General features: G+C 44.1%; 17 protein-coding genes. 12 read left to right on the plus strand and 5 right to left on the minus strand.

From position 1 onward, the window contains the following. The first annotated feature begins 62 nt into the window (after positions 1–62). Positions 63–503 carry an Hsp20/alpha crystallin family protein gene (locus tag J2W55_RS04295; protein ID WP_310092353.1) on the plus strand — a complete coding sequence of 147 codons (441 nt, stop codon included), beginning with the start codon at positions 63–65 and terminating at the stop codon, positions 501–503. Positions 504–569: 66 nt separating this feature from the next. Next, complete coding sequence (locus J2W55_RS04300) at positions 570–860, plus strand: hypothetical protein (protein WP_310092355.1); 291 nt, start codon at positions 570–572, stop codon at positions 858–860. Positions 861–919: 59 nt separating this feature from the next. On the opposite strand, the gene J2W55_RS04305 is transcribed toward J2W55_RS04300, so the two are convergent. Further along, on the minus strand, positions 920–2,161 hold the full coding sequence (locus tag J2W55_RS04305) for a PQQ-dependent sugar dehydrogenase (RefSeq protein WP_310092357.1): 1,242 nt from the start codon (positions 2,159–2,161) through the stop codon (positions 920–922). 179 nt (positions 2,162–2,340) lie between these two features. On the opposite strand from J2W55_RS04305, the gene J2W55_RS04310 reads away from it, so the two are divergent. Then, entirely contained in the window at positions 2,341–5,028 is a 2,688-nt protein-coding gene (locus J2W55_RS04310) for a PAS domain-containing hybrid sensor histidine kinase/response regulator (RefSeq protein ID WP_310092359.1), read from the plus strand. 44 nt (positions 5,029–5,072) lie between these two features. Here J2W55_RS04310 and J2W55_RS04315 read toward each other — a convergent pair whose 3' ends face one another. Further along, positions 5,073–5,915 carry a universal stress protein gene (locus tag J2W55_RS04315; protein WP_310092361.1) on the minus strand — a complete coding sequence of 281 codons (843 nt, stop codon included), beginning with the start codon at positions 5,913–5,915 and terminating at the stop codon, positions 5,073–5,075. A gap of 171 nt (positions 5,916–6,086) precedes the next feature. On the opposite strand from J2W55_RS04315, the gene J2W55_RS04320 reads away from it, so the two are divergent. Further along, positions 6,087–6,554 carry a hypothetical protein gene (locus tag J2W55_RS04320; protein ID WP_310092363.1) on the plus strand — a complete coding sequence of 156 codons (468 nt, stop codon included), beginning with the start codon at positions 6,087–6,089 and terminating at the stop codon, positions 6,552–6,554. 177 nt (positions 6,555–6,731) lie between these two features. Here J2W55_RS04320 and J2W55_RS04325 read toward each other — a convergent pair whose 3' ends face one another. The 3 genes from J2W55_RS04325 to J2W55_RS04335 all read right to left on the minus strand — a co-directional run bounded on the left by J2W55_RS04325 (position 6,732) and on the right by J2W55_RS04335 (position 9,934). Next, on the minus strand, positions 6,732–7,619 hold the full coding sequence (locus tag J2W55_RS04325) for a patatin-like phospholipase family protein (protein ID WP_310092365.1): 888 nt from the start codon (positions 7,617–7,619) through the stop codon (positions 6,732–6,734). 254 nt (positions 7,620–7,873) lie between these two features. Beyond that, the gene (locus J2W55_RS04330; RefSeq protein WP_310092368.1) at positions 7,874–8,725 is read right to left on the minus strand and encodes a DUF899 domain-containing protein; all 852 of its coding nucleotides are present in this window, start codon (positions 8,723–8,725) and stop codon (positions 7,874–7,876) included. A gap of 180 nt (positions 8,726–8,905) precedes the next feature. Continuing rightward, positions 8,906–9,934 (minus strand): LacI family DNA-binding transcriptional regulator, encoded by a 1,029-nt coding sequence (locus J2W55_RS04335; RefSeq protein WP_310092370.1) that lies wholly within the window; start codon positions 9,932–9,934, stop codon positions 8,906–8,908. A gap of 172 nt (positions 9,935–10,106) precedes the next feature. Between J2W55_RS04335 and J2W55_RS04340 the strand changes: the two genes are divergently transcribed. The 8 genes from J2W55_RS04340 (at position 10,107) to J2W55_RS04375 (ending at position 26,615) form a co-directional block, all read left to right on the plus strand. Further along, positions 10,107–13,124 (plus strand): SusC/RagA family TonB-linked outer membrane protein, encoded by a 3,018-nt coding sequence (locus J2W55_RS04340; protein ID WP_310092373.1) that lies wholly within the window; start codon positions 10,107–10,109, stop codon positions 13,122–13,124. A gap of 16 nt (positions 13,125–13,140) precedes the next feature. Beyond that, positions 13,141–14,625: a RagB/SusD family nutrient uptake outer membrane protein gene (locus tag J2W55_RS04345; RefSeq protein ID WP_310092375.1), complete on the plus strand. Its 1,485-nt coding sequence runs from the start codon at positions 13,141–13,143 to the stop codon at positions 14,623–14,625. 14 nt (positions 14,626–14,639) lie between these two features. After that, entirely contained in the window at positions 14,640–17,204 is a 2,565-nt protein-coding gene (locus J2W55_RS04350; RefSeq protein ID WP_310092377.1) for a glycerophosphoryl diester phosphodiesterase, read from the plus strand. Between the two features lie 41 nt (positions 17,205–17,245). After that, positions 17,246–18,958 carry a sodium:solute symporter family protein gene (locus J2W55_RS04355; RefSeq protein WP_310092378.1) on the plus strand — a complete coding sequence of 571 codons (1,713 nt, stop codon included), beginning with the start codon at positions 17,246–17,248 and terminating at the stop codon, positions 18,956–18,958. Between the two features lie 8 nt (positions 18,959–18,966). Continuing rightward, the gene (locus tag J2W55_RS04360) at positions 18,967–21,012 is read left to right on the plus strand and encodes a glycoside hydrolase family 2 protein (protein WP_310092380.1); all 2,046 of its coding nucleotides are present in this window, start codon (positions 18,967–18,969) and stop codon (positions 21,010–21,012) included. A 13-nt stretch (positions 21,013–21,025) separates the two neighbouring features. After that, positions 21,026–23,308 carry an FAD-dependent oxidoreductase gene (locus J2W55_RS04365; RefSeq protein ID WP_310092383.1) on the plus strand — a complete coding sequence of 761 codons (2,283 nt, stop codon included), beginning with the start codon at positions 21,026–21,028 and terminating at the stop codon, positions 23,306–23,308. An 81-nt stretch (positions 23,309–23,389) separates the two neighbouring features. Beyond that, positions 23,390–26,080 (plus strand): sialate O-acetylesterase, encoded by a 2,691-nt coding sequence (locus J2W55_RS04370; protein ID WP_310092384.1) that lies wholly within the window; start codon positions 23,390–23,392, stop codon positions 26,078–26,080. Between the two features lie 205 nt (positions 26,081–26,285). Continuing rightward, positions 26,286–26,615 carry an ArsR/SmtB family transcription factor gene (locus J2W55_RS04375; protein WP_310093475.1) on the plus strand — a complete coding sequence of 110 codons (330 nt, stop codon included), beginning with the start codon at positions 26,286–26,288 and terminating at the stop codon, positions 26,613–26,615.

Here is a 26,615-nt window from a genome sequence, read left to right on the forward strand (position 1 = left end):
TGGTATTCTGTAGTTTAATTAATTTTAAGTTCAATCATTAATTTGTTTAAGGAGGAAAACCAATGACCTTAGTTAAATTTAATCCCGAGAAAAGAAATAATTCATTACTGCCAGGCTTTAATGATATTTTCGATTCGATCTTTAATGACACTTTTTTCAATGACCGGATGATAACCCGGGTGCCTGCCGCAAACATCAGCGAAACACCAGAGAACTGGCATATTGAACTGGCTGCCCCAGGCCTGAAAAAAGAAGATTTTAAACTTAATCTTGACCACAACGTATTGAATATTTCTGTAGAGCAACATTCAGAAACTACCGACAACCAAAAAAATTATAGCAAACGCGAATACAGTTATAACTCGTTTGTGCGCTCGTTCACTTTGCCTGAAAGTGCTGACGATAACGGCATTGAGGCTGAATATGCTGATGGTATACTAAAGATCAGTATTGCCAAAAAAGAAGAAGCCAAGACTGTCAGAAGGCAAATCGAAATTAAATAAGCTGTTTTAAGCTTTACAACCAGAAAGGCTCCTTTAGCGGGAGCCTTTTCTAATTAAAGTAAAAGAATGAAAACCCAGTTTTACATTTTGTTAAGCCTGAAAACACCTGCAGGCTTTGAAACCTACGGGCAATTTTTTTTAGGGAACGACAGGCAGGCAGCATATGATCTTTTTAATCAGCTAAAGGGCAGCGAATTGACAACCGACCATGCTTTACTGCATATTGACCTTATGGAAACAGTAGATGAGCTTCCGGTACGGATAAGGACCATGTACTGTACATTGGAGGAGTTGGGCTGTAACTGTAAATTGATAGCAAAAGGAATATTCAGATTACTAAATCTGAAGGAATGGTAAGAAAACAAATAATCTAAAAGTTGATTTTACTAAATTTTAGGTTACGAGTTTAGTCCATCTTATTTTTTGGCTATCCTATACAATTTTCCGCCGTCGGTTACGGCATACAGTGCGCCATCTTTACCGGTGGTAAGCGCACGAAAGCGTTCCCCTTTGTCTTTTAATAACCTTTCTTCTCCTATAACCTTATTGGCGCTAATGACCAGCCGGGCAATGTGCGAGCCACCCAGGCCGCCTACAAAAAGATTGCCCTTCCATTCGGCAATCACATGGCTGTTATAAAAAGTAATGCCCGATGGCGAGATGCTGGGATCCCAGTAATAAACCGGTTGGGTAATGCCGCTTTGCTGCTGAATGCCTTCGCCTACTTTTCCCCCACTGTATTCAATACCGTAGGTAACCAATGGCCATCCATAATTTTTGCCGGGGCGTATAATATTGATCTCATCCCCGCCGCGGGGGCCAAATTCTGCCTCCCATAATTCTCCTGTTTGCGGGTTCCAGGTCATACCCTCGGGGTTACGCAGGCCGTAGGCATATATCTCAGGTTTGGCGTTATCGGTGCGGGCAAAAGGACCGCCCGGTACTGCTTTACCTGTTTTGGTAATATGAATGATCTTTCCGATGGCTGCACTGAGGTCCTGGGCTTTGACGCGAATATCGTCTGCGCCGCGTTCGCCCGTGCTCACAAATAAATTTCCCTGTTTATCAAACAAAATCCGGGAACCATATTGAAGGCTGCCCTTGTAGGCTGGTTCTGCTCTGTAAATTACGGTAACGTTTTCTATCTTGCTTTCGTCTGCAGCTAATTTCCCTTTCGCCACGGCCAGTAAAGAACCGGTAGATGTTTGTTCTGCATAGTCCCAGTAAATCATGCGATTGCTTGCAAAAGCCGGGTCAATGTTAACATCAAGTAAACCGCCCTGTCCCTGTGCAAGCACAGCCGGCAAGCCGGTAATCTGCTTATCCGTTCTGCCATCGGCTTTAAGGATCTTCATAGTTCCTGCTTTTTCGGTAATCAGAAAACGGCCGTCTGGTAAGTTGCAGATAGCCCAGGGCTGCTTGAGTGTGCTATTAATGACTGTGACAGACAAAGGCGTTTTTGTTTTGACACCAGGCGCCCTTGTTTGCCCCGCATAAGCAGGTTTATAGTTGCTGTTAGGATTTTTAGTTTCTACCGGAGCTGTGGTAGTATCTTTTTGCATGATTGTTGCAGCACTGCAGTTACCGTTATAACCGGCATTTATTGTTGCCAGGAAAATAAGCCCTGTAAGCAGGGTTTTGTTATTAATTGATGACATAAGATAGAATTAGCGATACAATATCGTATTTTTTTATTACTTAAGTTGATATGTTTTAATGCAGGTTTGCAGTAAGCTATTGACATAACGCTGGTGTCCCATATTACGTGCTATTTATCAGAATTGGTATTTTTTATAACCTTAGGGAAAGAATAAGCGTATAAATAATATTATTCTATATGTCTCTCAAAAGCCAACTTGTTGATCATTCCTCTATACTGGAACATATACCCGCAGTAATCTTTCAGCTTAGTTTAACTGATGAAAAGGTATTTTTTTCCTATATTAATTCAGGTTCGCTTACCGCGTTTGAGTTAGAACCGGCTTTGATCTGCCATGACATTAACGCTTTTTTGAACATAATAGCTCCGGAAAACGAGCAAACTTTCATACAATCGCTCCAGCAATCAGCAACAGATTTAACGGAGTGGCAATGGGAGGGATTGTTATCCCTGCCATCGGGTAAAAAGAAATGGATCAGCACATCATCAAATCCTGTTAAAACAGATGCTGACACAATTACCTGGAACGGGGTTTTTATAGATATTACTGATCTTAAACACACCAGGGAGCTTTTAACCGAAACCGGGAGGATGGCTAAAATAGGAGCCTGGGAACGTGATCTGACAACGATGACCCCGGTTTGGTCAGAGGAAGTTTACAAAATATTTGATTTAGACCCATCGGAACAATCTGAATTTGGAAAAACGATATCATTTTTTAAACCCGAGATGCAGCCCATTGCCCAGGCTGCTATTAACGATGCCATTGAGAACGGGACAACCTTTGATTTGGAATTACCGTGTACAACAGCAAAAGGAAGAGATATTTGGATAAGGGCCATAGCCAGGTGCGCGTTTGAGAACGGAAAGGCGTCGAAATTGTATGGGGTTACCCAGGATATTACCGACCGTAAAGTGGCTGAGGAACAGCTCAGCGTTATTTTTGAATATTCTACAGACGCCCACCTGCTATTTGGAGAGGACGGTATTATTGATTGTAACCAGGCAGCGGTAAAAATGCTGCAGTGTAAAGATAAAACGGAGTTGCTTTCCTATCATCCTGCCGTTTTTTCGCCAGAGTATCAGCCCGATGGCAGGCGGTCTGATGAGAAAGCGGTAGAGATGGACAGGCTTGCCCGTGAAAATGGTTATCACCGGTTTGAATGGATGCACCAGCGGATGAATGGCGAAATATTCCCGGTTGAAGTTACCCTTAACCCGGTAACTATTTACAATAAACCTGTATTGTTGGTTGTATGGCATGACATCAGCGAACAAAAGCAGGCGCAGGAATTGATCAGGCGCAATGAAGCCCTACTCTCAGAAACACAGGCATTAACACATAGTGGTAGCTGGGAAGCTGACCTGCTTACGGGTAAGAACTACTGGTCGTTAGAAGCCTTTAGGATATTTGGATTAAAGCCCGAAGGGAATGGCCCGGATACAGAAACATTTGGCAGGATGATTCACCCTGATGACCGGGTACGTTATAAAGAAGAAGTGCAAAAAGCCATTGAGAATTCGTCTCCTGCAAGTTTTGAATTACGAATAATTCAGCCCGGCGGAGAGATCAAATATATACAGGCCATTGGTAAGCCTTTTATAGATGAGTATGGTAAAGTAACAAAACTATATGGGGCCATTATTGATATAACGACCCATAAAATTGCAGAAAGGGAACTGATCAAAGCCAAAGAACAGGCAGAACAGGCAGCGATCGCCAAATCGCAGTTCCTATCTACGATGAGCCATGAGATCAGGACCCCGATGAACGCGGTTATAGGCTTTACACATTTGCTGATTCAGCAAGACCCGAAACCGGAGCAGATGGATTACTTGAATGTATTGAAGTTTTCGGCAGAGAACCTGCTGGTGCTGATCAATGACATTCTTGATTTCAATAAAATTGAAGCCGGAAAGATAGAGTTTGAAAGTGTAGATTTCAGTGTCCATGACCTTATGGATAATATTCGTTATGCACAGCTTCAGAAAGCGAATGATAAAGGCATACAGTTAAAACTTATGGTTGACCGTGATTTGCCCAATGCGGTGATAGGCGACCCGGTAAGGCTGGGACAGATTTTGACTAACCTGATAAGCAATGCGGTGAAATTTACCGAGAAAGGCAAAGTAAGTATTTCAGCAAGCTTAATTAAACATGATAATGAAAATGCCACGATAGGTTTTGAGGTTGAAGATTCTGGCATTGGCATCCCCGCCGACAAACTGGACCATATTTTTGAAAGATTTACACAGGCCAGTGCTGATACCACCCGTAAATTTGGCGGAACTGGTTTGGGATTGGCCATCAGTAAAAAGCTTGTGGAGTTACAGGGCGGGGCTATTACCGTTAGCAGTGAGTTTGGCAAAGGTTCTGTTTTTAGCTTTAGTCTTTCGTTTAAGCAAAGTTCAAAACAAATTAACAGGAATAAGCCGGATGAAGCATTGTACCTTTCCGCAAGTTTAAAAGGTACCAGGTTGCTCATTGCAGAAGACAACCAGGTTAATGTTATGCTGGCAAAGCAATTTATAAAACTATGGGACATTGAATGCGATGTAGCCGAGAACGGATTGCTTGCTTTGCAGCTGGTTCAAACCAATGATTATGATATGGTGCTGATGGACCTGCAGATGCCCGAGATGGATGGGTACCAAACTACAGAGGCAATAAGACAATTGCCAAACGAAAAGTTCCAAAATTTGCCAATTATTGCCCTAACAGCCTCGGCCATGCTGGATATTAAAGATAAAGCATTTGTTGTAGGCATGAATGATTACATTAGTAAGCCATTTAACCCCAATGAACTTTACAGAAAGATAGCTACTTATGCTAAAAATAACGGTAGTGCCGAAAAAAATAATTAAACCATAGCATCGTTAAAACAACCGGTTTCTGTGAAAGCAGATAATTAAGCTTCTGTCCTGATCAGGAGTAAAGGTATCGTCAGGTCAAAGGTAAGTCTTTGAGTGAGGCTGCGTTTAAAAATACTTTCAAAAAATCCCCGCTTTTTTGGCACCGCTATTACCAGTTGGATATTATGTTCGTAAGCAAACTCCATTACACCTTCTGCAATGTTGTTATTGCTGGTATAGTGGTATTCGGGCTTCTCATCATCCCAAAGTTTATGCAGAATAAATTGCTCGTTTAGCGTGTCTGGTTCAAAATGGTCCTGGTCTTCGGTATCCACATTCAAAACCAGCAAACTGGCATCCAGCGAATGGATGAGCGACTTGATGGTTTTTACCGGCGTGGAGGCCGATACGTTTTTAAGATCGCAGGCAAAAACAGCCCTTCTGATCTTCTCAAAACGGGCTTCGGGTGGCACCAATAATATCGGTAAAAAACTTTCCTTTGCCAAATTAATGGTAGTGCTCCCTACCAATATCCGTTCCAGCTTTCCTTTACCGGTTACGCCCATGATCACCAGGCCCGCCTGATGCTGCAGGGCAATTGCTTCGGTCGCCGCGACAAGCGGACGATCATCTGTCAATACCTCTAAAGCTGTTCCTTCATAAAGAAAAGACTGCAGGTTGTTTTTCAAAATAGTTAACCTTTCAATACTTTCCATGTGAAGATCCTTCGCATCAACAGACCCGGGAACGGGAACCACGGTTTGCATCGGTGGTATAAGCGTACAAGAATGATACAGGATAAGTTTTGGAATCTGCAGTTGGTGTGTTAAGGCCGCGGCATAAAGAGCGGCGTTATAAGCCGAATCCGAAAAATCGGTGAGTACGAGCATGGTTTTCATGGTACCTGATTTTAGTTATGAATACAACGCGTTACTATAAAGAAAGTAACTAAAGGCTGGTTTGGTTTTAAATATCAGGCAAATATTTCTCTATGAGTTAATTATTCGCACTTTTTTTGCTTTTAGGACAATTGGTCTGATTTTTGTAAAAAGATGAAAAAAATTTTACATATGAAGATAAAAATCAACTTAACTATCGCATTAATTGCAACTGCATTCACTTGCTTTACTACCAACTTACATGCCCAAACGGCAAAGGTTACCTTTTCTCCCGAGTTATTACTGCCGTTTAGCAGGGGCTATAATGTAGGCCTCGGCGGAATTTTAGAAGCGGAATGGCCTGCGGAAAGGAAATTAGGTTTAACCTTAGCTACCGGAGTAGAAACGTTGTTTCCAAAGCATGACTGGTATGGCAATTATACCTTTTTGCCATTAAAAGGTGGTTTTAAATATTACCTTGACAGGCAGTTCTTTGTGAATTTTAACTTAGGTGCAGCCGTTGGTTTCAATGGTTATGGAACAAACTTTTTAGTTGGTGGGGGAGTAGGTTATAAGTTTAATAACCGAATTGACGCTGGTTTCAGAATTGAAGATGCTGGTACTTCTTACGCCGCCTTAAAAGTGGGCTTCCGGCTGTAATATTATGCCTTATTGAAAATAATAATACGCCGGCAAATCAGAATAGTATATGTTCCGGTTGGCACGGCGTATTATTTACAATCGGGCGATAGTTGAAAAGCATAATAACATTGCCCGAAATACAGATCAATTAATGTCCTTTTACAGATAAAAAATTCGCGGGGTGGCAGCACTATACTATCCATGAATTTGGTCCTTATAAGTTTTTAAGCCTGCAACGGCCGCGCGCCTGCCTGTCGCCACCATTTCTTCGGCCTTGTAGAAATCATACAGGCCACAGCTTTCCCTGGAAACATTGATCAAAATATCCGGCGAATATTTCTCAAGCGTCATCTGGGCATTATGATAGGTCATTAAGCTTAGTGTTTTTGTGATCACATCAAAATATCCGAACTTTTGTTCCCGGCGCAACGAACTTATCTTATGCAGGCGATGATATAAAACCTTTATTTTTTCCTGGTAAGGAACCCGCGCGGTATTTTTAGGATGTTGCGATACGGACAGCTTATCTTTGGGGATAGGGGCATTTACATTAACCACGATCAACAGATCGCCCGGGGTTCTTTTAACATGTTCAATAGGTAAACTGTTAATTACACCCCCATCTACAAGCAAGCCGTGTTCTGTTTTTACCGGTGTAAGAATGGTCGGTATCGAGATTGAGGCCCTGATGGCATCCAGGGTGCTGCCTTTGGTGAAAACCACTTCCTGTTTATTGATAATATCAGCGGCGACAGCCGCATAAGGAATGGGTAGGTCTTCAATATTTTCATCATCAATCAGGTCGCGCATTTTATGAAGCAGTTTATCGCCTTTAACCAGGCCTTGTCCATTGAAATTAAAGTCGATCAGCCTGAATATCTTTATTTTATCAAGTGTATAAAGCCAGTCTTGATATATCTGCATTTTACCCAGCGCATATACTCCGCCAACTAAGGCACCCATGGAGGTGCCGGCAATGGAAGTAATTTGAAAACCTTGTCTTTCCAGCTCATCAATAACACCGATATGAGCCATCCCCCTGGCGCCGCCGCCTGATAACACTAAAGCTACTTTTTGTTTCATATAACAGGATCTAAGCTTCTAAATGTAAATAATTTCACAAGCATATTGTGTTGACCGGCCATTGTACCGACAGATCAAACACTGATTATATTTTTATATATGACTTTTAACTGGTAATAAGGTTTACCTGTTTTAATCGAATAAATAATCAATGCCTGTTTACTAGTTATAATGATCCCGACCTTGGTTGGCTCCGGAAGGTAAATGTATTTTATTTATCGTTGCTGTTTTATACCCATGATTTTACCGGGCATTTACGAGCAGCAACTGCCAGACTTGCTCTTGCTATTAGGCCCGTTTTCATACTCGTCATGACGGCTGAACCAAATCGTATTTCCAGCTTCGTTACGTCCAAGCGGTGCGCGGTCAAGCCATTGGTACATTCCCCAGAGGCCATCTAAACCGCGCTCATAGGTTGAATAGGTGTGGTAGACAACGCCATCTTTAAGCACAAAGGCGCTCATGCCTGGTGCCTCCCGGGTGTATATTGGCCAGTCGGTTCCGGTAGTGGCGGCAATCTTCTTTCCGGCTTCAGGAACCTGTTCAACCGCCTTGATCTCGTTTGTACGCGAACTAACATTTCCGGTACGATAATTATACGCTAATGCACCTGAGCGTTGCTGCTCCTCGGTGAATGAGACATTGAAATCATAATTGAAATCATTTCCCAGGGAAGATGCCCATGGAAAACTCCAGCCCATTCGCTGCTTATACTCCTGTAACTTTACGAGTGGCGCCCGTGATACGGCCGCGAGCATAACATCGTGGTTAGCCAGGTGAACTGCAAACCCATCGAACCCATCGGCAATGGACGAGCAGGACGGGCACCCTGCCGTATACTCAGGCCCAAACATAAAGTGGTAGATGAGGAGCTGCGAACGGCCACAAAAAAGATCTGCCAGGGAAACCTTTCCTTCATCGGTCTCAAAAATGTATTCCTTATCAAGCCGCACCCAGGGCAGTTGCTGGCGTAGCTGTGCTACCTTATCACTATGCCTTGTAAGTTCCTTTTCGGCCTTTAGCAGTTCAAGCCGGGCTTCCAGCCACTCATTTTCGGTAGCTACTTTATGGTTATTAATTTCATGAATCTCTTTATTGTGCTCCATAACGTCCTTGTTTATTTAACAAAATATCAGTTCAGAGTTTAGTTGTTGAGGTTTATAATTGTAAATCAATCCAATGTTGTAACTTTAATAACCATCAAAGATGTATTATTGTTTAATTGGCCTGCAGGGAAGCCACAGATTGGTTGTAAACTTAGTTGAAGATATAACCCGGTGTAATACTTACAATAATGAAGCTACTGTTGAATTTCGGATCACAAGATCTGTTTTCAGCACTTTAGTCACTGCTTTCCAATCTGATACATTTCTGTTCATTTGATCAAGGAGTAGGGTTATGGCCGTTTCACCTATTTTTTCTACCGGTTGTGAAAGTGTTGTGAGCGATGGTTCAATAATTGACGAGATATAATCATTACTGAAACCAACAATTGCGATATCCTGCGGAATCCTTAGCCCGATTTTTTTGATCACCAAAATGGTTTCAATGGCGGTAGGGTCATTGATGGCAAATATGGCATCGGGCGGGTGTTTTAATTGAAGGAGGTGATTAACGTAGATCTTTACCTTGCCAATGGTTAAATCATAAGGAATGATGAGGTCTTCATCAATTGGGATATTGTTTTTTTTCAGCGCATCCAAATATCCGTTTAACCTCCTTACGCTCATTGAAAGCGAGTTTGGGCCGGCTAAGTGGGCTATTCGTCTTTTCCCAGTCGAAAGCAAGTGCTCTACCGCTTTAAAGGCTCCGTCATAATCATCAACCATCACTTTGGGAACGGCCATTTCATCACAAACCCTGTTAAAGAAAACAATAGGTATTCCCTTTCTTTGGAATATCTTAAAGTGATCGTAATTCAGCGTTTCTTTTGTCATGGAAACAATAATTCCATCCACCTGATTAGCGAGCATTACCTGTGTATTGGCCACTTCCGTTGCATACGTTTCATTCGATTGGCTGATAATGACATTGTACCCTGCAGCGGTGGCGGCAGCCTGCGCGCCGATGACTACCTTAGGAAAATATGAGCTCAAAAACTCAGGAACAATAATGCCAATGGTATTACTCTTGCGTGTGATGAGGCTTATTGCATGCAGGTTTCGCTGATAATCCAGTTTTTTTGCCATTTCTATCACGGCCTCCATTGTTTCAGATTTTATGTTTGGATTACCGGTAAGCGCCCTTGATACGGTCGACTTGGAAATGCCTAAAGCCTTGGCAATGTCTATAATAGTTATCTGGTGACTTTTCAAATGACTGATAGTTTGGCTTAAAGATACAAAATGGGAATGTTCCCGCAAATTGGGAACATTCCCATTTATTTTTTTCTTAAAGTTCCATTACTTCACAGACGATTATGCTCTATTTTCGGAATACCAATTATCATTATGCCAGCAATTTACTGGTTGACCTAAAACCCAGCATATGAGAAAATTTTATCTATTGATCGTACAGCTTCTGGTTATCTTTCAAGTCGCTTCGGCGCAGGAAGCTTTACTAACCGGCACCATTACCAACTCAAAAAAAGAACCATTGGTTGGTGCAAGTGTTCATTTAAAAGGTACAGAGACAACTGCAATTACCGGCAACGGCGGTAAGTTTTCTTTAAAAACAACTGAAAAAATGTACACCGTTATAATAACCTACATAGGTTATAAAACCCAGGAGTATACCCTGGTTCCAAACGTTCCTTCAACAATTATTCTGGAGAGCAGTGAAAGCTCGCTCAGCGAAGTGATTGTTGTGGGATATGGTACTCAACGAAAGATTGAGAGTACCGGATCAATTGCATCTGTTAAAGCTGCCGACCTTGTTCAAACACCGGTTGCCAATATGGCCCAGGGCCTGCAGGCCCGTGTTTCTGGTATGCAGGTAAATCAGAATACCGGGTCGCCGGGGGGCAATATCAGTGTCCGCATCCGGGGAACAAATTCCATTAACGGCGCTTCGGAACCGCTGTATGTGGTTGATGGTATACAAATCTCTAATGGCGATGGTATTAATAGTGTAAGCCCGCTATCCACTATCAATCCCGGCGATATTGAATCGATAGAAGTATTAAAAGATGCTTCGGCCTCGGCCATTTATGGCGCCCGTGCAGCCAACGGTGTTGTTTTAATCACTACAAAAAGAGGTAAAACAGGCGTTACCCGCGTTACTTTCGATAGTTATTATGGCTCGCAGCAGGTAACCAAAAAATTGCCTGTATTAAATGCGGCCCAGTTTGCACAGCTGGAAAATGAAGTCTTCAAAAATAATTTTTATCCAAACCCGGCAGCATTGGGCGAAGGGGTAAACTGGCAGGACCTTATTTTCAGAAAAGCACCTATCCAGAATCACCAGCTATCCATCAATGGCGGGAATGACAAAACCCAACTGGCCTTGTCATTCAACTATTTCAATCAAAAAGGGATCATTGTTAGTTCTGATTTTAAACGATATTCCCTGAGATTGAATTTAGATCATCGCGTTTCCGGCTGGTTAAAAGTTGGTACCAGTATACTGGGATCATATTCAATTAACAATGCGGCCACAACGGGTTCAACAGCTATTGGTGACGGACCTGTAGTTACCGGAAGCATTTTGGGTTCTGCTATAGGAGCCCCGCCAACCTTACAACCTTATCGCAGTGATGGCAGTGTATTCCCGTTTGGAGAGCAGGCGGGCGGCCAGTATCGCGAAGTTACCAATCCGCTTGGTTTTACGGCTGTACTAAACCAGCAAACTATAAAACGCACCCTGGCCAACGTTTACGGCGAAGCAACCATTTTTAAAGGCCTAACTTACCGGGCGTCATTTAATGTTGATATACAGGGTACTCTTGGCGATTATTATTCTCCCAGGTCAATTATAAGCCGTACAGATCTTAATGACAATTCAGGGTCCGCGCAAAAAAATAACAATAATTACACCTCGCTCCTGCATGAAAGCATTTTAACCTACACTCACCGCTTTGCAGAAAATCATTCGTTTAAAGCAACAGCCGTTTATGCAACGCAGGTTGAAATGGCCAATTCCAATTCAATTAACGCTACGGGTTTCCCTAATGATGTTACCAGGAATGAAGCGGTACAGTTGGCCCTCGCCCGTACCGTATCAAGCAACCGTAACAGGCAACAGCTTGATTCATACCTGTTACGTTTGAACTATGGCTATAAAGACAAATACTTTTTGGATGTAACAGCCCGGGCCGATGGTTCAAGTAAGTTTGGCGCTAATAATAAGTACGGTATCTTCCCCGCCGTTTCCGGCGCATGGCGTATAGGCGAAGAAGAGTTTTTAAAGGACGTTAGTTGGGTATCTGATTTAAAACTTAGGGCCAGTTACGGCATTACCGGTAATGCCGGCGGTATAAGTCCATATCAGTCGTTGTCGCTGGTAGCGGCAACCGGCAGCGATTATAATTTTAATCATGGATATTTGATCGGGATAAACCCCGTTGGGATTGCCAATCCCGATCTGAAATGGGAACGCTCCACACAAACAGATGTTGGTTTGGATATAGGTTTGTTTGACAATCGCTTATCCCTGATTGCCGACTATTACTTCAAAAAAACAAATGACCTGCTGTATGTTCAAACGCTGCCTTTAAGCTCGGGTTACAGCTCAATTACCGGCAATTTTGCATCGTTACAAAATAAAGGTTTTGAATTTGCAGCCAATGCCCGTATTTTGGAGGGTGCTTTTAAATGGAGCCTTTCAGCAAACATTACCTTTAACAAAAACAAGGTGTTAAGTCTTGATGGCGGCGTAACCAACGAGCGGTTCATTACCAATACTACGCTATTGAAGGTGGGCTCACCGTTGGGCGTTTTTAAAACCTATGTTTTTGATGGGATCAATCAAACCGGGGATGTTATTTTGCCAGGTTATGATGGCCGCACAGGCGGATACAAAGTAAAAGACATTAACGGAGACGGTACAATAACCTCGGCCGACCAAACTATTACCGGTGATCCAAACCCTGATTTTTTTTACGGCTTTTCAACAAACTTCAGCTATAAGAAATTTGATTTAAGCGCCTTTTTTTCGGGAACCTATGGCAATCAGATTTACAATGCCAGCCGGTTGTCCTTTGAAATGCCCCTGGGGCAGCGAAACATGTTTGCCGGGCTGGTTAACCGCTGGTCGCCAACTAACCCAAGTAATGAGTATGTAAGTGGTTCCCAAGGCGGACGGCTACAGATCACAGATCATGATATTGAAAATGGATCTTATCTACGGTGTAAAAACATAACGCTCGGATACACGCTGCCCAAAATAAAGGGTATAAAACAACTGCGTATCTATGTAAGCGGAAACAACCTGTTTACAGTAACTAAATACAGTGGCTTTGATCCAGAAGTAAATACCTATGCCGGGTCAAATACGGCAATCGGTATTGACAATTTGGTTTATCCGCAGGCCAGGTCATTTCTTGGCGGTATTCAACTGACCTTTTAATTTGATTTGTATTCACATGAAAACAATATATAACTCCATTTTATTAGTCTTTTTAGCTTTTGCATTGTACTCATGCAAGCTGGATGAGCAAGTATATTCTTCGGCTTATACCGAAACGTTTTATAAAACCGCTTCTGATGCTGAAAAAGCCATTGTTGCTGCATACGGACCCTTGGGCGATATGTATGCAGGCCCTGCCGCCACACTGGTAGCTGATTTTAGTGATGACCAAACCTACCCCCGCGGAGTAGTTGGCCGTAACACGCTGACGTTGTTTAGCTATGATCCGTTTTTTACAGCGCAACGCAATCTTGGCCGCCTGAATGAATCGCCACAGCAGATCTGGACTTCGGCTTACAGCGGCATTGAAAAAGCCAATTGGATAATTGCCAAGTTGCCTGCGGCCGATATAGATGCAACCCGGAAAAAACAGATCATTGGCGAAGCATATTTCCTGCGTGCATTTTATCATTGGGTGGTTGCCAAAAACTTTGGAGATGTGCCAGTAAAGATTAAGCCCAGCGTTACGCTCGAAGATGCATATGTAGCCAAAAGCGCCAAAGCTGATGTTTACAAGCAAATTTACAGTGACCTGGATCAGGCAGGAGCGGCGGGTTTACCTTCATACCCTGCAGTTGATAAAGGAAGACCTGCAAAGGAAGTGGTAGATGCCTTATATGCAAAAGCTGCCCTGTACAATGAAGACTGGGCAAAAGCACTGCAAAAAGCCCAGGCAGTTATCACTTCAGGAAGATACGCTTTGATGCCCGATGTACGCGATGTTTACAGGTACGACAAAGAAGATGCGGCCCGTTTAGAGAATATGTTCGCTTTTGAAGCCGACCCTATTTCACCAGGCAGGGGCCATCAGCTTACTGGTTTATGTGGCCCTCCGGGAAGCGCCGGGCCCGAGTACGGCCGTACCACTTTTGGCTCCATGTTCGCTTACCAGGCTTTTTTTAATTCATTTAGCCCTACAGATAAAAGACGCCAGTTGTTGGATACCGTTTATGTAAATAAAAGTGGCGGCACAGTGTCACAAAAAAATATCACACCAATTACTACAGACGGCGTCCTGATAAAAAAATATCAGGACCCGGTATCAACTATTGGCCTTATCCCAAACATACCCATCCTGCGCTTTGCCGATATGTATCTTATAGCTGCTGAAGCCGAAGCCCATTTGAACGGAGCAAGTGTTACCGCATACGGATATATCAATGTGGTTCGCACCCGGGCGGGGTTGCCCGATCTTACACCAGGCTTAGGCAAAGACGCTTTCATTGATGCCGTTTTACAGGAACGGGCCTGGGAATTTTTTGCAGAAGGCGATCGCTGGTATGACCTTACCCGTACAGGTAAATTCCTTACCGTAATTCCAAAGGCTGTGAATAGTGTTTATCCGGTACGTACCGTGCTGCCCAAGCATAAATATTTCCCGATACCACAGGACGAAATAAACGCCAATCCAAAACTGGTACAAAACCCCAACTGGAAATGATGAAAATCGGCACAATGAAACACAGTATACTGATGTTAGGATTGATAATAGCTGGTGCGCAAGCACGGGCTCAGTCAACGGTAAAGCTGGCAAATGACCACATCCGTATGGCATGGAAAAAAAATGCCCGGGGATGGATGCTGAGTAGTTTTTCGGTAAATAAAAACGGCACGTGGGAAAGTCTTAAAGATCTTTCAGGCGAAAATACGCTTTTGTATTCGGCGCAAAAGCCGAACCCGGATGCCTCCCGTGCGTTTTACAAAAGCACCGGTGGGGTTTTTCCGGAAGCCAACTATCATTATCAGCGAAAACAATGGCAGGAGAGTACTAACGCGGTTTCGCTCAATACGGCGGGGCAGGCCATTTATTTTTATTTTCAATCGGCAAAACAGCTTGCTAAAAATCATATCCGTTTTAAATCTGAAATAGCACAGGCAACCATGATAAGTGACTTTGTGCTGGATGAGCGTTTTGCAGGTGACATAAAAGTAACCCAGCATATCAAAATCAAAACCGGCGGATATTATTCGCTGGCTACACCTACGCTGGCTTCTATAGATGAAAATCAACTGGCCTGGGCCACTGTTCCGGGCTATTTTCAGGGCGATGCTATTCAAAAAGACTTTGTAAAGGCTTATGCTTATGGAATGGGGGTTCCTGAACTGCCGGTAGTTTACCGGGAGCGTTGTGCCAGTACATTATGCCCGTTGGTATCAGCTAAGAACGGCATTACGATATCTGTTATTCCCAACCCTGGTTTGGCGCGTGATCCCTGGGCAAAAGACGCCATTACCCAAACCAATTGGTTTATTGGCCTGTCGCATAAGAACCGTAAAGCCCAGCTGTCGCCCACCTTGTACTATCCTGTTTTAGGCGAAGAAAGATCCCTGATGAAAAGCGGCGATACGCTTTCATACGGATACAGGTATAGTTTCACTGGTGCTGGCTGGTTCCGGGCTATCAATCACGCCGTATATGATGTGTATCGTTTTAAAGAATCGCTGGCACTGCGTCAAACCAAACAGTCGCTCACCAACCGGGTAGAGAAAATGCATCATTATCTTACCGATCCTGTTACCTCCATGTGGCATATTGAGGATTATAAGGGCATGAAAATCGGTGCACAGTCATACCTCGGCGGTGTGGTAGGGTCGGATAAAGACGCTATGAAAAACGCGGATTACGGAGCCATGTGGTATCTGGCAAATTCAACAGGCGACACGCTGCTTAAAAAGAATGTGTTGCCTTATGCGCTCAATTTTAAACTGGCCCAGCAAATAGACACGGGATTTTTTAAAGGCGCTATCAAGGGACAATACTACCTGGCCAAATCAAAAAAGTTTGTGGAAGAATGGGGAGAAGTGGTTGAGCCTATCGCGGTTACCTATTATACCATGCTTGATATCGGTAATATGCTTTTGTTTGAGCCGGGCAATGTACAACTTAAAACCGATTTGAAAAACGGCGCTGAGTTTTTACTCAAAGAACAAAAGGCAGACGGAAGCTGGGAAGTAGCCTATGACCACGCCACCCAAAAGGAAATTTTCAAAGACATTCCTGATACCCGCCCCACGTTTTACGGCTTTATTGTGGCGTACCGAATGTTGAAAGATCCGAAATACCTGGCGGCTGCCCGAAAGGGTGCTGATTGGTTCCTGAAAAATGCGGTGGAAAAAGGCTTCTATTTAGGTGTTTGCGGTGATGCGCGCTATGCGCCTGATTTCGCTACAGGCCAGTCGGCACAGGCCCTGCTCGATCTTTTTGACCTTACAAAAGATCTTAAATATAGAAACGCAGCTATTGATGTGGCAAAGGTGTATGTTAATTCTATATACACTCACCCCATCGCGGGCACCAAAATCAAGATGGTAAACGGCGTTGAACGCCAGGATTGGGAAATCACTCAATCGGGTTTAAGTTTTGAGCATGGGGGTATTTTCGGTTCGGCAAACCGGAACGGGCCCATCCAGTTATGCAGCCACGCGGGTCTTTTCATTCGCATGTTTCAGCTAACCAGGGAACCGATCTTTGCTGATATAGCCCGTGCAGGTGCCATAGGTCGTGATGCTTTTGTAGATCAGAAAAGCAGCGTGGCTTCCTATTATTGGCAAACCATGAGCAAGGGTGCCGGCCCGTACCCTCATCATGCCTGGTGGCAAATTGGCTGGATTACAGATTATCTGATGGCCGAAACCGAGATGCGCTCAAACGGGAAGGTCACTTTTCCACGGGGATTTTTAACACCAAAAGTAGGGCCGCATCAAACTTATGGCTTTGCCGCGGGTACGGTGTATGGCGACAAAGCCTCACTCATTATCACTGATGGTGCAGTAAAACCCGATAAACCGGTGATTGATTATATTGTAGCCAGATCAGAAAAGAAGAAGCGCTATTATGTGGTGCTGTTAAATGACAGGGTTCAGCAAACGGTATTCGGCCTTACGCTTAATCCCGAAAAATGGGAAAAAGGAAGTACCATAAAATCGGTAAAATCCCTACAGAGCGGGACCGCGGCTGCCATAAATAACATGAAATTACCTGGTTTCGGGCTGGACGTACTGGCTGTTGAGCTGAACTGAAAAATATTATTAAACTTTAATAAAATTAGCAACCAAACACCATGCATTCCATTATAGATACTACGGTTATATTCATTTTTTCGGCATTTGTACTGGCCATCGGTTTGCTTTTTGCCAGAACGGGCCGAAACCTGAAGTCGTTTTTTGCCGGTGGCGAAGCTGTTCCCTGGTTCATTGGTGGCTTGTCGCTTTTCATGTCATTCTTTTCGGCGGGTACTTTTGTGGCTTGGGGTTCAATTGCTTACAAACAAGGCTGGGTAGCTATCACTATTCAGTGGACGATGTGTGTAGGAGCTTTGGTAACCGCTGTATTTCTGGCTCCCAAATGGAAAGCCACAGGTAACCTTACCGCTGCCGAATTTATCCGCGCCCGCCTGGGCGAGAAAGTGCAGAAAACCTATATCGGCATATTTACATTGGTTTCCGTATTTATCAAAGGTTCTGTTTTATATCCTGTGGCCAAACTGGTGAGTGTTTCGCTCGGGTTTCCATTAATGGAGTCAACCATTGTGCTCGGTATTTTTATGATCGCCTATACCGCTATCGGCGGGCTCTGGGCGGTTATGGTAACCGACATCCTTCAATTTGTTATTCTTACCGCGGCAGTATTTATTTTGCTGCCTCTTTCTCTTGATCGTGCGGGAGGGTTCGATCAGTTTGTTCAACACGTTCCCGCAGATTTTTTTCAACCGATAGGCGGGGAATATACACTGGGCTTTGTGCTGGCTTTTGTACTGTATCATATTTGCTATATAGGGGGTAACTGGACATTTGTACAGCGTTATACGAGTGTGGACAGCCCGAGATCGGCCCGAAAAGTTGCCTTCCTGTTCGCCGCGCTTTATCTGATCTGTCCGATGATCTGGATGCTCCCACCGATGATCTATCAGTCAATTAACCCCTCACTAACAGGTATTGATACCGAAAATGCCTACTTGATGATCTGTAAACTGGTGCTTCCTCCGGGTTTGCTCGGGCTGATGCTCACCGGTATGTATTTTTCTACGTCGGCCAGTGCCAATACTACGCTTAATGTGGTATCAGCCGTTTTTACCAATGATATTTACAAAGGCTTTATTAACCCGGCCGCATCTGATAAAAAACTGATTAGTGTAGCCCGACTTTCATCCTGGGGGTTTGGTTTGGGCATGATCATCATTGCCCTTCTTGTTCCTGCCGCGGGAGGTATTGTAGAAGTAGTGCTGAGTATTTCGGCCATTTCCGGTGGGCCTTTACTTGCACCTCCTTTATGGGCTTTGTTTTCTAAACGGATCAATGGAAAAACCACTTTTTGGATCACATTGACCGGCCTTGCGGTGAATCTTTACTTCAAAGTGCTTTCGCCACTGGTTTTTGATATCAAATTAAGCCGGGCCGCAGAAACCATTATCGGAGTAGGCTTGCCGCTTATCCTGCTTATGGCCTATGAGGTATATGCCCGGTACAAAAACCTTATCGCGCCTGAATATGAAAGTTATATCAAGCAAAAAACGATCAAAAAAGCCGAAGCGCTTGTCCAGGAAGAAGCTATTGAAGTAAAACGGCAAAACAAATTCGGGCTGAAGGTGATTGCCGGTTCACTGGCATTTGTTGCTGTTATGCTGCTCGCCCTTAGCCTGTTCACTACTTCAGGATCAGGAATTACAGCCGCCATAGGGGTAGTTATACTTTTAAGTGCTGTTATTCCATGGCGGGCCTCTCAAAAAGTTTTAATTCAATCCCAAACAGTACCTGTAGAAATAGTACAACATTAAATAGAAACATGAAATATATACGTGCAATAACATTACTGTTTTTTTTATTCATCGGTGGCTATCAAACCTCGCTGGCTCAGTATGCAATCCGTGACCCTGACGCAATCCCGCTGGGCGGGAGCTGGTCTTTCGTGATGGATCCCCGGAAAATAGGTGCCGAAAAGGGTTGGTTTAATGAAAGTTTTGATGCCGCGTCATGGGATAAGGTTACAGTTCCGCATTGTTTTTCGAGTGATTTGCGTTACCAGTTTTATACCGGCATAGCCTGGTATAAACGCAGTTTTCCCTGGAAAAAGCAAACCGGAAAAAGAGTTATCCTGCATTTTGATGCAGTATATTATGCCTCATCCATCTGGCTTAACAATAAAAGAGTAGGAACCCACGAGGGTGGATATACTCCGTTCTCTTTTGATATCACCGATTTTCTGCAGTCGGGTGAAAATACGATAGCGCTTTCGGTTGATAATGATACCTGGCAAACCGGTAGCATACCGGGTGCAAAGGACAACGGCCGCCCCAATGATCCTTTCATGGGCTGGATCAATTATGGCGGGATCACCCGACCGGTTTATTTAACAATAGAACCGGAAGTTTATCTGGAAAATTTAAAGGTTGAGGCGATCCCCGATCTGGATAAGGGAACTGCCAAACTAATGGTCAAGGCTTTTATCAGGAACGCGTCAGGAAAGGAAGTATTGGTTAACCCCGTGGTGGTTGTCAGTTATAATCATCAGTCTTTAAAACTTAACTGGATAAGTCAGAAAAAGACGATACCGGTATCGCAAAATGGGGTATGGCAAGCCGAAGCAGTTGTTAAAGCCTCAGATGTAAAACTTTGGAGTATTGATGAACCCAATATTTATCAGGTAAGGGGGATTATCCCGGGTGATACTCTGTCAACTCATTTTGGTATCCGGAAAGTGGAGGTGCGCAATATGCAGCTCTTATTGAACGGACAGCCTATCCGCATGGCGGGCGCAAATCGTGTGGTTGATTATCCCGGCCTGGGATCGCTTGAGCCTGACTGGCTTATCGAAAAGGATTTTAGGCTGATGAAAGAGGCTGGTATGGTGTTTCAACGGTTAACTCATTATACCCCGGCGGAGCATTTTTATGAACTGGCCGATAAATACGGAATGTTGATCGTTGCCGAGCCGGGTAACTGGCAGCTAACGCCCAACCAGATGGAGAATGATACCATCCGCGCAAAATTTAAACAGCAGTTTACGGAAATGATGCAGCGCGACTGGAATCATCCGAGCGTAATAGCGTATAGTGTGGGGAATGAATACTTGTCTGATTATCCGGCCGGTCAGCGCTGGACAAAAGACATGATCGCGTTTGGCCGGTCGATGGATCCATCCCGGCTCTTCACTTTCGTGAGCATGCGGCTGAACACCTTGCCCAAAAAGCCGGAAGACGAAGCATCGCAATACAGCGATTTTGTATGCAGCAATACCTACGGCAATCATGCAAAAGTGCTGGATAATATTCACAGGCTATATCCGGATAAACCCATCCTGATCAGTGAGTGGGGAAAACGGGCCGATCAGCCTTCTAAAGAGGGGCAGGTGAAAGATATTGAAACGGTAGTAACCGAGATAAGGAAACGGCTGTATGTGATAGGCGCTTCATGGTGGACCTATAATGATTATCAGAGCCGGCATGCGGGTACTAATCCAAACGGTTACCGCCCCTGGGGATTAGTAGGGCCCGATCGTACCCCAAGACCCGCGTATAACACATATCGTGAAGAAATGTCCCTGGTTACGCTTGAAAAGGTGCGCTGGCAGCCTGGTGGAAATGGCCATCATCAGCTTATACTGAAGGTGAGCGCCAGAGCCGATTTTCCGTATTATCATGTAAAAAATTATATCCTGAAAACAGCGCAGGGTAGCCGGAAAATCCCCGATCTGAAACCCGGATCGTCGGTTGAAATAGCTGTTCCGGTAACCGGGTTTGATAAGATGCTGTCTGTGCAGGTAATAACGCCTACCGGATTTGCTGTGAGTGAACAAAGTTTTGAGCTGGCCGAAGAAAAGCCAAAAAATTAATACATATCTATTTATGCTGTTATCTGAAGCAACTGTTAAAAGAAATCCTTTAACCATTGCTAAATCTGTTGATCTGGTGATTATAGGTGGAGGCTTATCCGGAACATGTACAGCCATTACCGCCGCACGTTCCGGCATAAAAGTGGTGTTGGTTACTGATCGACCTGTTTTGGGCGGAAATGCATCGAGCGAAGTACGCCTGTGGGTGCTCGGTGCTACATCACATATGGGCAACAACAACCGTTGGGCCCGTGAAGGGGGAATTGTGGATGAATTATTGGTTGAAAACACCTATCGCAATCCTGAAGGGAACCCGTTGATATTTGATACTATTATACTGGAAAAAGTTGTTCAGGAACCGAACATTACATTACTGCTGAATACGGCAGTTTATGATCTGGAAAAGTCTGACGGCGAAACCATCTCAAAAGTATTTGCCTTCTGTAGTCAGAATTCAACCTCCTATGAACTTACAGCTCCTTTGTTCTGCGACGCATCGGGTGATGGCATAGTTGGCTTTTTGGCCGGTGCGGCTTTTCGTATGGGAGCTGAATCTTCTGCAGAGTTTGGTGAGCAGTTTGCGCCGACCAAAGAATACGGAGAGCTGTTGGGACATTCCCTGTATTTTTATTCCAAAGATACCGGGAAGCCGGTTCGGTTTGTTCCGCCCGCCTTTGCCATTGATGTGACCCAAAAAGTACCCAAATTCCAGCGTTTCAACGCGCATGAACAGGGTTGCCAGCTCTGGTGGCTGGAGTATGGTGGTCGTTTAGATACCGTGCATGAAACCGAAACAATTAAATGGGAGCTATGGAAAGTGGTGTATGGTATCTGGAATTATATCAAAAATTCAGGGAAATTCCCGGAGTCTGATACCATGACCCTGGAATGGGTTGGTGCCATACCCGGAAAAAGGGAAAGCCGCCGTTTTGAAGGCGATTTTATACTAACCCAGCCCGATATTGTGGAGCAGCGCCCGCATTATGATGATATCGCTTACGGTGGTTGGAGTATTGACCTGCACCCGGCCGATGGCATTTTTAGTGAAAAACCGGGCTGTAACCAGTGGCATAGCAAAGGCATTTATGGTATTCCGTACCGGAGCTATTATTCAAAAAATATAACAAACCTGTTTTTGGCCGGGAGGATCATCTCAACCAGTCATGTTGCTTTTGCCTCGTCGCGGGTAATGGCCACCTGTGCACTTGGCGGACAAGCGGTTGGTATGGCTGCCGCGCTTTGTATAAAAAATAATTGGCTGCCCCGTGATCTGTCCTCGCCCGAAAGAATAAAAGGTTTGCAACATGAGCTGATGAAGATAGGCCATCATATTCCCGGTTTGTTTTTACATGACCCGGCCGATCTGGCACACCAGGCCGCGTTTTCGTCAAGTTCAACACTGGTGCTTAATGAGCTAACCGCTGATACCGAGCCATTTTTAATGGAGCATTCCATGGGACAAATGCTTCCGGTTAAACAAGGAAAGATGCCGGTTATAACGATGCAGGTTTATGCTGCAAAACAAACCCAACTCGTAGTAGAGTTGAGGAAATGTTTAAAAAATGGGAATTATACTCCTGATCACTTATTGAAAACGTTAACCTTACCGCTTCGGCAGGGACGTAATGACATCCGGCTTGATTTTAACGTATTGATTGAGGACGACACCTATGCATTTATCATTTTTCGCAAAAACGAAGCGGTGTCTTTTTGTTATTCCAATAAACGGATAACAGGTATTTTATCCGTATTTAACCTTGTTAACGAAGCTGTTTCCAATTTTGGGCAGCAGCAGCCTCCCGAAGATATAGGGATGGAATCCTTTGAATTCTGGTGCCCGCAAAGAAGGCCGTTGGGTTTAAATATAGCCATGGAAATAGAACCCGGGATTAATTGCTTTGATGCGGAAAATGTTAAAAACGGATTACAACGGCCAACAATAAAACCTAACGCGTTTGTTGCAGATTTTTCTGACGCCGATCCTGAAATTGCAATAACCTGGAGCACCGGGCAAAAAGTAAAAAGGATTGAACTGAGTTTTGATACGGATTTTGATCATCCTATGGAAAGCGTTTTATTGACACACCCCGAATCAGTTATGCCTTTTTGCGTTAGGAGTTTTCAGATCTTAGATAATAAGGGCAAAATAGTCTACCAGGAAGATGACAACTATCAAACGCGCAGAACAATTATATTCCCGGCACCTGTATATACTTCCAGGTTGAGGATCAAGCTCACGCATCCCAGCGAAAATGTGCCTGCCTCGATGATGGAAGTAAGAGTTTACGAAAATTAAACATATGGGAAGGTGAGCATGGTGGTATGAAAAGTATTGAAAAATGTATAGCCAAAAAAAACCGGAGCATTAATGATGAATATGGGCGCTTTATTACCAAACAGGTCAGTTCAATTATTAAAAAGGTTTGTTTTTATCCTATTGGTAGCAGGTATAAATACAACGGTTTTTGCGCAACAAAAACTATTGTTCCTGGTGGTAGGGCAAAGCAACGCCGTAGGGCAGGGCGATTCCAGCCTTACTGTAAAAACGGGTTTAAGCCAGGCGTTTGAATACAGGTATACAGATGACAGCCTTCTTCAACTGGCCGACCCGGTTGGTACTCGTGAGCTTGACTTTGAAAAAGCTTTTACGGGCAGTGCATGGCCTGCATTCGCGCAGCGGTTATATCAGCTCACAAGTAAAAGCATAGTTATTATTCCCGCAGCCCGCGGCGGCAGCTCCTGCAATTACAAAGCAGAGCTCAGTAATTACGGAACCTGGGATACCTGTGGTGTATTATTCAGGAATACAGTGCTTAAAACAAAGGCCGCCCTCAAGAAAATAAAGCAGCCGCTTAGTGGTATAATATGGATGCAAGGCGAACGTGATGCCAATGCCATTAACAGCGGTGTTCTGCAAACATCAGAATACCAGGAAAGCCTTAAAAAGCTCATCCTTCGTTTCAGACATGGTTTTGGCGCCGAGCTGCCTTTTTACCTGGTACAAACCGGCTATTATCAACATCACCCAAAGGCCGGTTTTGATTCGGTGCAGATGGTACAGGAACGTGTAGCTTCCTTATTGCCAAAGGTATACCTGGTATTTAAAACAGCAAAGTTTGCTGAAACAAACCGTTTAAAAGGCGAAATACACTATGATCAGGGCGCTTTGAACGAAACAGGCAAGGCTATTGCTAATGAGGTTTACCGGCTTAACCCGCAACTGAATGTTGCCAGGATATTTGCCGATAACATGGTGATCCAACAAGGTGTACCGGTAAAAGTATGGGGCACAGCCATACCGGGCGAAAAGGTCAGCGTTAAACTGGGTACAAAAATAGCTGTAGTTAAAGCGGCACCCAACGGAAAATGGCTAATAAGCTTACCGGCTTTTAATTACGGTGGCCCATATATTTTGCGGGTCAAAACCCTCACGCGAGCTATTAGTTATAAAAATGTTATGATTGGCGAAGTGTGGCTGGCTTCGGGGCAATCCAATATGAACTTTACGATTGGCAGACCGGTTGCTGATATGGAAAAGGTTGTCGCCGGTGCCAATTATCCCATTATAAGGGAATTTAACGTGCCAGCCGGCGTTAGTAAAACACCACTTGATGATTTAACGGGAGGTAAATGGCTGGTTTGCAATAGTTATAACGCGCCGGAATTTTCGGCTGTTGCTTATTTTTTTGCACGGAAGCTATATTTAAAAAAGAAAGTAGCTATTGGTATTATCCATACTTCTTACGGAGGCACCCCAATTGAAGCCTGGATCAGTAAGGATGCATTGTTGACTCATCCTGATTTTAAAGAAAAGATCCCTGCGCTGTTAAAAGATACTACAGACTGGGCCCAAATGCAGGTAACAGCCGATAGTGCGAACCGTGAAAAAGATAAGGTTGTTTTGACTGCCAGCAAAGGACAGCAACTGGGGGTACATCAGTTGAACTATGTGGACAGCGGTTGGAATAGTCATGATTACCCGGTGCGTGTCGCTGATATTCAGGCACCGCCCTATAGCCTGATCTGGCTGCGGAAAACTATTGTTGTACCGGCAAAGGATGTAAACAGGGATTATAAACTGGATCTGGGTAAGGTGCTGGAATCGGATATTACCTATGTCAATGGTATAGAAGTTGGCCGCAGCAAACAGCTCGACCATACTTTTTATAATATTCCGCATGGTGTGATCAGGGCAGGTAAAAATGTCATCGCTATTCGGCTGGTTTCACAATGGAACAACGGGCAGATCGGGTCGCCGGTTGATAAGCCGGTATTAAAAAGTGTTGATCATAAGGTGATGATCTCCCTTGGTGGCACCTGGCGTTATAACTATACCCTTGAGCCAGAACTGCTGCCAGGCAAAGGTTATCAGAACCGCCCGGGTGCTTTATTTAATGCTATGATCCATCCCTTAATACCTTATGGTATAAAGGGCATCCTTTGGTACCAGGGTGAAGCAAATGCCGCTAATTACGTGCAGTATAAGAGTTTACAACCACTGATGTTTACAGACTGGCGTACCCGCTGGGCACAGGGGAACATACCGTTTCTTTTTGTACAGCTACCGGGGCTCCGGGGGGCAAAGTACTGGCCCTGGATGCGCGAGGCACAGGCTTTCTCTTTAACCTATCCCGGTACCGGCATGGCCGTATCCATTGATGTGGGTGATCCGTATGATGTGCATCCTCATAACAAAAAGCCGGTAGGGGAAAGGCTTGCCTTATTGGCCGGGCATATCGCTTATCATGATCACGGAGTATATGAAGGGCCGGTTTTTAATAGAGCCACAATAAAAGGGAACGCCATAGATATCACCTTTAAAAATACAAAAAGCGGAATTGTATTAAAAAATACAGCTGCAGGCAGCGGGTTTGTTATTGCCGGCGATGACCACATATTTTATCCGGCCCGGGTACAATTACAGGGCGCCTCGTTATTAATCAGTTCGCCCACAGTTGCAAAGCCCGTTGCTGTTAGGTATGCGTGGGAGCCAAACCCAAACACCACACTATTTAATAAAGCGGGGCTGCCGGCAGCTCCATTCAGAACAGATAATTGGGAACCGTGAGCAAAAATCATTTGTATCCCATACAAATGCGCCTGTTATAAAATAAAATACATCTCCACAAGATTAGCGAGCTGACGTCAGATTGCTTAACTATCACAGAATAGCTAAGTAGATTGAACGTCAGGCTCATGGCATGAAAAAAAAATGCCTAAAAATTTGCGTAGTTAAATAGCTACATATATATTTGTAGTCAAATAGCTACATGATGAATTTAAGACGAGACGTATTTCAAGCTATAGCCGACCCGACAAGACGGGCTATACTGCTGTTGGTTGCGGCACAAGCCATGACTGCGGGAGCCATAGCATCAAACTTTGACACCGCAAGGCCAACGGTTTCAAAACACCTGCAAATATTAACGGAGTGCGAGTTGCTTGAACAAAAGCAAAATGGCAGGGAAATTTACTATAACATCAATGCAAAAAAAATGAAAGAAGTAGCAGACTTTATTGAACCATTCCGCCAAATGTGGGATGACAGATTCAACAAACTGGAAACCATAATGAAAGCATACCAATCAAAAAAAACAAAATAA

The organism is Mucilaginibacter pocheonensis (assembly GCF_031456535.1).
GTDB lineage: Bacteria > Bacteroidota > Bacteroidia > Sphingobacteriales > Sphingobacteriaceae > Mucilaginibacter > Mucilaginibacter pocheonensis.